Below are 571 nucleotides of genomic sequence, written 5' to 3'. Positions count from 1 at the left end.
AGCCTGCATGCGCACGAGGTGGAATGCATCGGCAAGGGCAAGGCGCACGCGCCCTACGAGTTCGGGGTGAAGGTGTCGGTGGCGACGACGCTGAAGCGCTCGAAGGGTGGCCAGTTCGTCCTGCATGCAAAAGCGCTGCCCGGCAATCCCTATGACGGCCACGCGCTCGCTCGCAGCGATCATCCCTGACATGGAAAAGACCATCGGCAACGAGATCAGCCGCGTTCTCGCCGACGCCGGCTATCGCGGCCACAACGCACCGCAAAGCCACAAGTTCAGGGTCTTCACCAGCGGCCAGAAGCGCCGCGTGACACCGGCCATCAAGCGCCAGATGCGGCGGCGATCGGCCGTCGAACCGGTGATCGGCCACATCAAGAACGAACACAGAATGGGCCGCAACTACCTCGCTCACACCCAAGGCGATGCGATCAACGCCATCCTGGCCGCAGCCGGCTATAACTTCTCCCTCCTGCTCAGGTGACTGAAGCAATTTTTGTGGCTCTTGATCGCCGCGTTCCTGAACCGGCCGAAGCAGCTTGCCGCTCAGCGGTCAAGATTGTTCACGGTCGAC

The 571-nt window shown here is 62.5% G+C and carries 1 pseudogene; it reads left to right on the top strand.

Features of this window, described 5'->3' with window-relative positions:
• Positions 1 to 478, top strand: a pseudogene (locus AC0L2C_RS34185) (transposase family protein); the annotation flags it as partial.
• Positions 479 to 571: the final 93 nt, after the last annotated feature.

The sequence above is a fragment of the Mesorhizobium sp. WSM4845 genome (assembly GCF_055811455.1).
Note: the sequence above shows the minus strand (reverse complement) of the source record. Positions and strands in the feature narration are given on the sequence as shown.